The 8811-nt window shown below is 72.7% G+C and carries 11 protein-coding genes and 1 pseudogene; 10 read left to right on the top strand and 2 right to left on the bottom strand.

Annotated elements, in window-relative coordinates:
- Nucleotides 1–245: 245 nt before the first annotated feature.
- Nucleotides 246–761, top strand: a pseudogene (locus tag ACFYPJ_RS36420) (RNA polymerase sigma factor); the annotation flags it as partial.
- A gap of 187 nt (nucleotides 762–948) precedes the next feature.
- Nucleotides 949–1923, top strand: a complete 975-nt coding sequence (locus ACFYPJ_RS36415; RefSeq protein WP_389025953.1) for a CU044_5270 family protein — start codon at nucleotides 949–951, stop codon at nucleotides 1921–1923.
- Between the two features lie 79 nt (nucleotides 1924–2002).
- On the opposite strand, the gene ACFYPJ_RS36410 is transcribed toward ACFYPJ_RS36415, so the two are convergent.
- Both ACFYPJ_RS36410 and ACFYPJ_RS36405 read right to left on the bottom strand, forming a co-directional pair.
- Entirely contained in the window at nucleotides 2003–2263 is a 261-nt protein-coding gene (locus ACFYPJ_RS36410; protein ID WP_389025951.1) for a hypothetical protein, read from the bottom strand.
- The gene (locus ACFYPJ_RS36405; RefSeq protein WP_389025949.1) at nucleotides 2251–2613 is read right to left on the bottom strand and encodes a nuclear transport factor 2 family protein; all 363 of its coding nucleotides are present in this window, start codon (nucleotides 2611–2613) and stop codon (nucleotides 2251–2253) included. The genes ACFYPJ_RS36410 and ACFYPJ_RS36405 overlap by 13 nt, the downstream gene beginning before the upstream one ends.
- 172 nt (nucleotides 2614–2785) lie before the next feature.
- Here ACFYPJ_RS36405 and ACFYPJ_RS36400 point away from each other — a divergent pair, with 172 nt between their 5' ends.
- The 8 genes from ACFYPJ_RS36400 to ACFYPJ_RS36365 all read left to right on the top strand — a co-directional run bounded on the left by ACFYPJ_RS36400 (nucleotide 2786) and on the right by ACFYPJ_RS36365 (nucleotide 8811).
- The gene (locus tag ACFYPJ_RS36400; protein ID WP_389025947.1) at nucleotides 2786–3082 is read left to right on the top strand and encodes a hypothetical protein; all 297 of its coding nucleotides are present in this window, start codon (nucleotides 2786–2788) and stop codon (nucleotides 3080–3082) included.
- A gap of 129 nt (nucleotides 3083–3211) precedes the next feature.
- Nucleotides 3212–3496 (top strand): metal-sensitive transcriptional regulator, encoded by a 285-nt coding sequence (locus tag ACFYPJ_RS36395; protein ID WP_389025945.1) that lies wholly within the window; start codon nucleotides 3212–3214, stop codon nucleotides 3494–3496.
- Between the two features lie 124 nt (nucleotides 3497–3620).
- Nucleotides 3621–4706 (top strand): S-(hydroxymethyl)mycothiol dehydrogenase, encoded by a 1086-nt coding sequence (locus ACFYPJ_RS36390; protein ID WP_389025943.1) that lies wholly within the window; start codon nucleotides 3621–3623, stop codon nucleotides 4704–4706.
- Nucleotides 4706–5335, top strand: coding sequence for an MBL fold metallo-hydrolase (locus tag ACFYPJ_RS36385; RefSeq protein WP_389025941.1), 630 nt, complete (start codon nucleotides 4706–4708; stop codon nucleotides 5333–5335). Before ACFYPJ_RS36390 ends, ACFYPJ_RS36385 begins: the two co-directional genes overlap by 1 nt.
- A gap of 51 nt (nucleotides 5336–5386) precedes the next feature.
- Nucleotides 5387–5755, top strand: a complete 369-nt coding sequence (locus ACFYPJ_RS36380; protein ID WP_389025939.1) for a DUF4180 domain-containing protein — start codon at nucleotides 5387–5389, stop codon at nucleotides 5753–5755.
- A 117-nt stretch (nucleotides 5756–5872) separates the two neighbouring features.
- Nucleotides 5873–6787, top strand: coding sequence for an SDR family oxidoreductase (locus tag ACFYPJ_RS36375; RefSeq protein ID WP_389025937.1), 915 nt, complete (start codon nucleotides 5873–5875; stop codon nucleotides 6785–6787).
- Nucleotides 6788–7183: 396 nt separating this feature from the next.
- On the top strand, nucleotides 7184–7978 hold the full coding sequence (locus ACFYPJ_RS36370) for an SDR family NAD(P)-dependent oxidoreductase (RefSeq protein ID WP_389025935.1): 795 nt from the start codon (nucleotides 7184–7186) through the stop codon (nucleotides 7976–7978).
- A 137-nt stretch (nucleotides 7979–8115) separates the two neighbouring features.
- The gene (locus ACFYPJ_RS36365) at nucleotides 8116–8811 is read left to right on the top strand and encodes a L,D-transpeptidase family protein (protein WP_389025933.1); all 696 of its coding nucleotides are present in this window, start codon (nucleotides 8116–8118) and stop codon (nucleotides 8809–8811) included.

The following is an 8811-nucleotide window of genomic DNA, read 5'->3' as shown; positions in this document are numbered from 1 at the left end:
TCAGCAGCGCCATCACGCCGCCGATCAGGAAGAACGCGAACGACGTCGTGAGATACAGCGTGCCGATCGTCTTGTGGTCGGTGGTCGTCAGCCACCTGATGATCCTGCGGTCGAGGATCCTGATGTCGATGCTTGTCACGCCCCGCCTGTGTCCGCACGAACCCCGCACGTCACACTCGAAGGACGCGACGAGAATCACGGCGAAGGGGTGTGACGATCCGGCCGCTGCCGGACACCAAGCGGGCATGAGCAACGACGAGATCTTCGCCGCTGCCTATCGCGAGCACTACTGGGCGGTCACCCGCTACGTCGCACGGCGACTGGCGGGGCGGGCCGACGCGGTGGAGGAAGTGGTGGCGGAGGTGTTCACGGTGGCCTGGCGCCGCCGGGCCGAACTGCCGCCCGTGCCGCTTCCCTGGCTGTACGGGGTGGCACGCAATTGCCTGGCGAACACGGTGCGCGGCTGGGGACGCAGGCGGCGGCTGCTCGCCCGGCTCGGCAACGACGACACCGCGCACCGGCGGCACATCGTGGACAGCCCCGACACGGAGACCCCCGGCGCCTGGGTGCACGAGGCACTGGCCCGGCTCTCCCGGGCCGACCAGGAAGTGCTGCGCCTGGCGGCATGGGAGGAACTGGGCACCGACGAGATCGGCGTCGCCCTCGGCTGCGGCACCCGGGCCGCCGCGATGCGCCTGCACCGGGCGCGACGTCGGCTGAGAGCCGAGATCGACCGCATCCGCCCGGCCGCCTTCGCCGGTCCGGGACCGGTCGTGTCCGTTGACCCGGCGCCGGCCGTCTCTGCCGATTCGGCACAGGCACGGTCCGCCGCCTCTGCCGGTCCGGCACCGGCCGTGCCTGCCGGCCCGGCATCCGCCGCGGGCGCCCGGCGGCCGGCGCCGCGCCCCGCACCCGCCGTAGACGCGGCCCTTTCGAAGGACGACGGCCATGGCTGACGAACTCGACCTCCTGCGCCGCGCCAACCCGGTGCCCGCTGACGACCCGCTCACCGGAGACGGCCCGCTCGCCCCGCACGCCGAGCGCGCACTGAACCGGCTGCTGCACGCCCCGCACCCCGGCCACCACCGGTACACCCGGCTGGCCTGGGGCCTCGCGGCCTGCGCCGTCGTCCTCGTGACGGCTCTGGCCGTGCTGCTCGGCGGTACGGGCACCACCCCCGCCGTCGCCGCGCCCCGCCCGCTCACCGTACGCCCCCACTCCACCGTCGTACCCCTGGACCGGCTCGCCGCCCTCGCCGCCGCGGCGGCCGAGGCGGACGGCTCCCCGGAACTGCGCAAGGGCACGCACGTGCAGTCCTGGAGCCTCGGCATGAGCGACGACAGGCCGCCGGTCACCCTGCCCGAGGAACGCATCGTGCGCTGGCACTCCGACGACAGCCGCACGGAGATCGTCGTGGCGACCGATCCCCGGCACCCGGGCCGTCCCGTCCTCACGGACGAGGACGGATCACCGCACCAGGTCGCCGACGGCCATGTCCTCAGCCGCCGCACCTACCCGCCGAGTTGGAGCGACGCCCCGCCCCAGGCGCCACCCCCGCACGGACTTGGACAGCTGCGCGCCTACCTCGCCGAGACGATCCACACCGACTCGCTGACCATGCCCCGACTCCTGGACGCCGTCGACGAGTTGCTGGACCACTGGACCCTCGGGGCGCGCGAGTCGGCGGCGCTCGTGCGGCTCCTCGCCGACACCCCCGGCCTGCGGCCGGTCGGGCAGGTCACGGACCGGCTCGGGCGGCCCGGCCAGGCGTACGTCCACGACACGGCCGGCACCCGCCGGATGCTGGTCCTGGACCCGGCCACCGGAGCCGTGCGCGGGACCGAGACCACGTTCAGCGCGGACCAGCCGGAGTACGGCGTCGTGGCCGGCGACGTCATGGAGTACAGCGCCTGGATGCGCTGATCACGCCCTCGCCCGGGATCGCGCCGCGGTCCACGACCACGGCTTGCCCGCCCGCCCGCCGGCCGGGCCGGGGCACCGCTCAGCGTGGGCGGGCCCGCCGGGTGCGGGGCGTCGGCGATGCCGGAGCGCACCGGCGGCGGCAAGCCGCCCGTAGCGCCGTCCGCAGCAGCCCGGCGGTCACCGGCCGGGCCGCGGCGACCGCCGGCCGGTGCCCGCCGGGCCGCCGGTGACGGGCCCGGCCGAGCGCCGCACGGGCCGAGAACGTCCAGGTCAGACGGGCGGTCCAGGTCAGCCGGGAGGTGACCTGGACCCGCGCGATCCGTTTCGCTACTCGTCCCATGCCTGGATCATGATCTGTTCGGCGATCTTGCCGTCACGCAGCGTGATCATGGACTCGGTGAGGACCCGGACACCGTCCCCGTACTCGCAGGACTCGCTGTACGCGGCGTGGTCGCCCTGCACGACACACTGATCCAGCTTGTGCGTCATGTCGCGTCGGTAGACGTCGTCGAGCAGTTGCGCGATCTGGGGCCGGCCACGCAGGACCCTGGGGTGGCTCGGCTGGGTGTCGCGGTCGACGATGCGGATCTCCGCGTCGTCCGCGTACAGCGACAGCAGCGTGTTTCCGGTGTTCCCCTCGACGCCCCTGCGCAGGGTCTCGGCGGTGAAGGAGCCTGTCGCGGTACCCATGGTGACCTCCTTCGAGGGGCCGCGGGCCCGGGTGGAGCGGGGCGTGCGCGTCCCCACTTCGAGGCTCCTCCGCCCCGGCGGCCTCGGCAAGCGCAGCCAGGTCGCTCCGCCTCACGGGTGAGCGGGGCCGGGCGCCCGTGTCCGCCGGGGCGCCGGTCCCGTTGCTGAGGGCATGATCTCAACACGACGCATCGTCGCCGCCGTCGGTCTCGCCGCGGGCGTCACCGGCCTCGCCGCACCGCTGGCGAGCGCGGCTCCCGCGAGCGCCCAGGAAACCGGGAAGATCAGCCCGATGGCCACGCTCGACTCGCTCGCCATGAGCGACATCCCCGCGGAGCACCGGGCCGGTCTCCCGCGGGTCTCCGAGCAGATGCAGGGGCTGAACCGACTGCACGACCTCGGGGAACTGCACCAGCTCACCGACCTGGCCGCTCCCGTGACCGGGCTGCTGCCCGCCGTCGAGTACTGAACCGCCGCACCCCGCCCGCCGACACCGAGGGCCGTCCGGAAACGGGCGGCCCTCACGGCTGTCCCGGACCATGGGAACGGGCGGCCGGTAGAATACCCCAGAGGGTATACAGGGAGTGGAGGGGCGCTCGTGGAGCTGCGGTTCGAAGGTGACGAACTGACGTCGGTGCTCAACCGGTTGCGCCGGGCGCAGGGGCAGATATCGGGCGTGGTCAGGATGATCGAGGAGGGCCGCGACTGCGAGGACGTGGTCACCCAGCTGGCCGCGGCCTCGCGCGCGCTGGACCGGGCCGGCTTCGCGATCATCGCGACCGGACTCCAGCAGGTGCTGGCCGACGGGCAGGACGGGGCGGACAGCGGGACGGCCGAGCAGATGCGGGCCCGTCTGGAGAAGCTGTTCCTGTCGCTCGCGTAGCTTTCGTCGGCCCATCAGGGTGTCCACGCGGAAAGGTCCGCCGCCGCCGTGGTGCTCCGTCCCGCTACCGATCGGATCACGCGTAGGGTCGGCACACAGGCACATCGACGGAAGGGGCCAGGCCATGGCGCAGGAAGTACGCGGCGTGATCGCACCGGGGAAGGACCAGCCGGTGCGGGTCGAGACGATCGTGGTGCCGGACCCCGGTCCGGGTGAGGCGGTCGTCCGTGTCCAGGCGTGCGGGGTGTGTCACACGGATCTGCATTACAAGCAGGGTGGTATCACCGACGATTTCCCCTTCCTGCTCGGCCATGAGGCGGCGGGCGTGGTGGAATCGGTCGGCGACGGTGTCACGGATGTCGCTCCGGGTGACTTCGTGATTCTCAACTGGCGGGCCGTGTGCGGCAGTTGCCGGGCCTGTCTGCGCGGTCGTCCCTGGTACTGCTTCGACACTCACAACGCGAAGCAGAAGATGACTCTCACCGACGGCACCGAACTCTCCACGGCCCTGGGCATCGGGGCCTTCGCCGAGAAGACCCTGGTCGCGGCCGGACAGTGCACCAAAGTCGATCCGGCCGTCTCGCCCGCCGTCGCCGGGCTGCTGGGCTGCGGTGTGATGGCCGGCATCGGTGCCGCCCTCAACACCGGCAACGTCGGCCGCGGCGACTCCGTGGCCGTCATCGGCTGCGGCGGCGTCGGCGACGCGGCCGTCGCCGGGGCGCGGCTGGCGGGCGCGGCGAAGATCATCGCCGTCGACGTCGAGGACCGCAAGCTGGACAAGGCCCGTGCCCTGGGCGCCACGCACACCGTCAACTCCCGGGAGACCGACCCGGTCGAGGCCATCCGGGAACTGACCGGAGGCTTCGGTGCCGACGTAGTCATCGACGCGGTGGGCCTCCCGGCGACCTACCGGCAGGCGTTCTACGCCCGCGACCTGGCCGGCACGGTCGTCCTCGTCGGCGTGCCCACCCCCGAGATGAAGCTCGAACTGCCGCTGCTGGACGTCTTCGGCCGCGGCGGCGCGCTCAAGTCCTCCTGGTACGGCGACTGCCTGCCCTCCCGGGACTTCCCCATGCTGATCGACCTGCATCTGCAGGGCCGCCTGGACCTGGGCGCGTTCGTGTCCGAGACCGTCGGGCTCGACGAGGTGGAGAAGGCGTTCGAGCGGATGCACAGTGGCGACGTGCTGCGCTCGGTGGTGATGCTGTGATGGCGGCGCGCATCGAACGCCTCGTCACCTCGGGCCTGTTCACCCTCGACGGTGGCACCTGGGAGGTCGACAACAACGTGTGGATCATCGGCGACGACCACGAAGCGATCGTCATCGACGCCGCCCACGACGCCCGCGCCATCGCCGAGGCGGTGGGCGACCGGCGGCTGACCGCCATCGTGTGCACCCACGCCCACAACGACCACATCGACGCCGCCCCCGCCCTCGCCGACCTCACCGGCGCCACGATCTGGCTGCACCCCGACGACCTGCCGCTGTGGAAGCAGACCCACCCCGACCGGGATCCCGACGAGTACCTCGCCGACGGCCAGGTACTGGAGTCCGCCGGCGCCGATCTGACCGTCCTGCACACCCCCGGCCACTCGCCCGGCGCGGTCTGCCTGCACGACCCCGGACCGGCCGTGGTCTTCACCGGCGACACCCTTTTCCAGGGCGGCCCCGGTGCCACCGGGCGCTCCTACTCCCACTTCCCGACGATCATCGCCTCGATCCGTGAGCGCCTCCTCACCCTCCCGCCCGGGACCAAGGTCCTCACCGGCCACGGCGACAGCACCACCATCGGCGCCGAGGCCCCGCACCTGGAGGAATGGATCGCCCGCGGCCACTGAGCCGGTAAATCCGCGGGAGTACGGGCGGCGCCGCCCGTACGATCACCTGCCATGTCCTCGAACACGCTGGTGAACCTGCACGACGTACGCGTCCTCAACTGTGCCCCCGACGGTCCGCTCCTCGACGGTGAGAGCGCGGCGCTTGATCTCGTCGGAGACGCGCTCGGCCGGGAGGCACAGTGGGTCACGGTCCCCGTGGAGCGGATCCCGGACGAGTTCTTCCGGCTGTGGTCCGGCGTCGCGGGCGCGGTCGTGCAGAAGTTCGCCACCTACCGGCTGCGGCTGGCCGTCATCGGCGACATCTCCCGGCACCTCGCCGAGAGCACCGCCCTGCGGGACTTCGTGTACGAGTCGAACCAGGGCAGCCAGCTGTGGTTCCTGGCCGACTCCCGGGAACTCGACGACAGACTGCGCAGGTGAGGACGGCGGGCTGCGGGGAAGAAGATCACGGACCGCGCCAGGAAAGGTGACAGGAGGTGTCTGGCTTTCCCGACAGTCTGACCGGCGACACCATCGTACGGACACGGGAGGCCGGACATGTCAGGACCGCTGACGGGCAAGGTTGCGCTGGTCGCGGGCGCGACCAGGGGCGCGGGCCGCGGAATCGCGGTGGAACTCGGCGCGGCCGGCGCCACCGTCTACGCCACCGGCCGCAGCACGCGCACCCGCCGCTCGGAGTACGACCGCCCCGAGACCGTCGAGGACACCGCCGACCTGGTCACCGCGGCCGGCGGCCGGGGCATCGCCGTCGCCGTCGACCATCTCGACGCGCCCGCCGTCCGCGCCCTCGTGGACCGCATCGCCGACGAGCAGGGCCGGCTCGACGTCCTGGTGAACGACATCTGGGGCGGCGAGCACCTGTTCGACTGGGAGAGCCCGGTCTGGGAACACGACCTCGACAAAGGGCTGCGCCTGCTCCGGCTCGCCGTGGAGACCCACGCCATCACCAGCCATTTCGCCCTGCCGCTGCTGCTGCGCCACCCCGGCGGTCTCGCCGTGGAGATCACCGACGGCACGGCCGACTACAACCGCGACACCTACCGGGTCTCCTTCTTCTACGACCTCGCGAAGGCGTCCGTCCTGCGCATGGGCTTCGCGCTCGGCCACGAGCTGGGCCCGCGCGGCGCCACCGCGGTCGCGCTGACCCCCGGCTGGATGCGCTCGGAGATCATGCTCGACCACTTCGGCGTCCGCGAGGAGGACTGGCGGGCCGCGCTGGACCAGGTGCCCCACTTCGCCATCTCGGAGAGCCCGCGCTACGTCGGCCGGGCCGTGGCCGCGCTGGCCGCCGATCCCGACGTGGCCCGCTGGAACGGGCAGTCCCTGTCCAGCGGCGGCCTCGCCCAGGTGTACGGCTTCACGGACCTGGACGGCAGCCGCCCCGACGCCTGGCGGTATCTCGTCGAGGTGCAGGACGCCGGCCGGCCGGCGGACGTGACCGGCTACCGGTGACCTACGAGCGCGGCAGCGGCCGGCCCGCCGGGCGGGCGGGAGGCGGTTGCAGATCCAGCCGTACGGCCGGGTAGCAACCCGCACGGGCGGCCCGCTGCCGGGCCGGCAACCCGCACGGCGGCCTGCCGCCGGGCCGGCCCGGGCCGCCGGGCCGGCCCGGGCCGCCGGGCCGGCCCGGTCTGCCAGGTCTCGGGAACGCGCCGGTCCGCCCAGCGCGTCCCCCGCCCGCGCCCGGTCGCCGCGGACGACCGCGAGGTACGCACCGAGGGCGCCGATCACGACTCCGAGAAGGGCGGGGAACTGCTGCCGGAGGGCGGACATGCCCGCCCGCCATCCGGCACGGCGAGCCGCGCCGTGGCCTGTTGCGCCGCTCGCGGCGCCCGTACGGTCCTTGCCATGACCGAACCCAAGCGCTTCGCAGGACACGGAGTTCTCATCACCGGCGCGGCCCGCGGCATCGGCGCGGCCGTCGCCCGCCGGCTCGCCGACGAGGGCGCGCGGGTCCTGGTGACCGACCATGACCTGCCCGCGGCGGAGCGGGCCGCGGGCGGGCTGCGCCGACAGGGACTGGCGGCCGAGGCGTTCGCCTGCGACGTGTCCGACCGGGCCTCCGTCGAGGCCGCCGTCGCCCGTACCGTCGCCGTCCTCGGCTCGCTCGACGTCCTCGTGAGCTGTGCCGCGCACTGCACCCCCGATGTCCCCCGTTTCGAGGACGACCCGGACGAGGCCTGGGCCCGCGACCTCGACGTCACCCTCACCGGCGGCTACCGCTGCTGCCGGGCCGCGCTCCCGCATCTCGCCGCCTCCGGCCGGGGCGCGATCGTCCTCATCGGCTCCGTCAACGGCGTCCAGGACTTCGGCAACCACGCCTACAGCGCGGCCAAGGCCGGACTCGACTCCCTGACCCGCACCCTCGCCGGACATGCGGCGCCGCGCGGGGTCCGGGTCAACCTGGTGGCGCCCGGGACGGTGCGCACCTCGGCCTGGGCGGGGCGGGAGGCCGAACTCGACGCGGTCCGCGGGCTCTACCCCCTCGGCCGGGTCGGCGAACCCGAGGACATCGCCGCCGCCGTCGCCTTCCTCGCCTCCCGCGACGCCGCCTGGATCACCGGCACCGCGCTCCGTGTGGACGGCGGACTCACCGCGGTCAACACCGGCTTCCACACGGCCCTGCGCGGCGCCGACGGCTGAGCGGAAGGAACGCCCGCGGAGCGGATCTTCACCCTTTGGTCACGAATTGAGCACTGTCGCAACCGAAGCGACGGCTCGCCCGTCTAGGTTTCCGGGGCCGTGACCGTCGCGGACGCCCGAGTGAGAAGGGGCCCTACATGGGGGACATAGGCAGGCGAAGCGCCATCGCGCTGGGTATCACGGGGCTTGTGGCGCCGCTCACGCTCGCGCTCGGTGCCGCACCGGCCCAGGCGGCGAGTTGCACCACGACGGCCGGGCCCTACCAGAAGCAGGTGGAGAAGTTCCTCGGCCGTCCGGTCGACGGGAAGCAGTCCGCCGCCGACTGCAGGGCCGTCCGGGCCTTCCAGAACAAGCACGGCATCACGCCCAACATCGGCTACGCCGGTCCCGTGACCTGGGGCGTGATGGACCTCATGAACAAGCAGAAGGCTGTCGGGAAGAACCCGAACAAGGCCGGCAAGTGCCCGGTGAACAAGGGCCGCATCGCCTGTGTGAACCTCACGCTTCAGCTGAGCTGGATCCAGGACGGCAAGAAGCTGGTGTACGGGCCGGTCCCGGTGCGCACCGGACGCAACGGGTACGAGACCCGCACCGGCCTGAAGAAGATCTACTGGCGGGACATCGACCACGTCTCGTCGATCTACGACGTGCCGATGCCCTACAGCCAGTTCTTCGACGGCGGCCAGGCGTTCCACTCGGTCGGCCTCAGCATGTGGAACCCGCCGGGCTCGCACGGCTGCGTCAACATGACCGCGACGAACGCCAAGAAGTACTGGTCGCTGCTGAAGAAGGGCGACGACGTCTTCGTGTACGGCCGCAAGCCGGGCACCTGA

The sequence above is a fragment of the Streptomyces sp. NPDC006012 genome (genome assembly GCF_042871185.1).
GTDB lineage: Bacteria > Actinomycetota > Actinomycetes > Streptomycetales > Streptomycetaceae > Streptomyces.
This window is presented reverse-complemented; position numbering and strand designations above follow the sequence as displayed.

Coding starts and splice junctions, on each gene's coding strand:
- ACFYPJ_RS36415 (WP_389025953.1), top strand. CDS start 949: ATGGCTGACGAACTCGACCTCCTGCGCCGCGCCAACCCGGTGCCCGCT.
- ACFYPJ_RS36410 (WP_389025951.1), bottom strand. CDS start 2,263: ATGGGACGAGTAGCGAAACGGATCGCGCGGGTCCAGGTCACCTCCCGG.
- ACFYPJ_RS36405 (WP_389025949.1), bottom strand. CDS start 2,613: ATGGGTACCGCGACAGGCTCCTTCACCGCCGAGACCCTGCGCAGGGGC.
- ACFYPJ_RS36400 (WP_389025947.1), top strand. CDS start 2,786: ATGATCTCAACACGACGCATCGTCGCCGCCGTCGGTCTCGCCGCGGGC.
- ACFYPJ_RS36390 (WP_389025943.1), top strand. CDS start 3,621: ATGGCGCAGGAAGTACGCGGCGTGATCGCACCGGGGAAGGACCAGCCG.
- ACFYPJ_RS36385 (WP_389025941.1), top strand. CDS start 4,706: ATGGCGGCGCGCATCGAACGCCTCGTCACCTCGGGCCTGTTCACCCTC.
- ACFYPJ_RS36380 (WP_389025939.1), top strand. CDS start 5,387: ATGTCCTCGAACACGCTGGTGAACCTGCACGACGTACGCGTCCTCAAC.
- ACFYPJ_RS36375 (WP_389025937.1), top strand. CDS start 5,873: ATGTCAGGACCGCTGACGGGCAAGGTTGCGCTGGTCGCGGGCGCGACC.
- ACFYPJ_RS36370 (WP_389025935.1), top strand. CDS start 7,184: ATGACCGAACCCAAGCGCTTCGCAGGACACGGAGTTCTCATCACCGGC.
- ACFYPJ_RS36365 (WP_389025933.1), top strand. CDS start 8,116: ATGGGGGACATAGGCAGGCGAAGCGCCATCGCGCTGGGTATCACGGGG.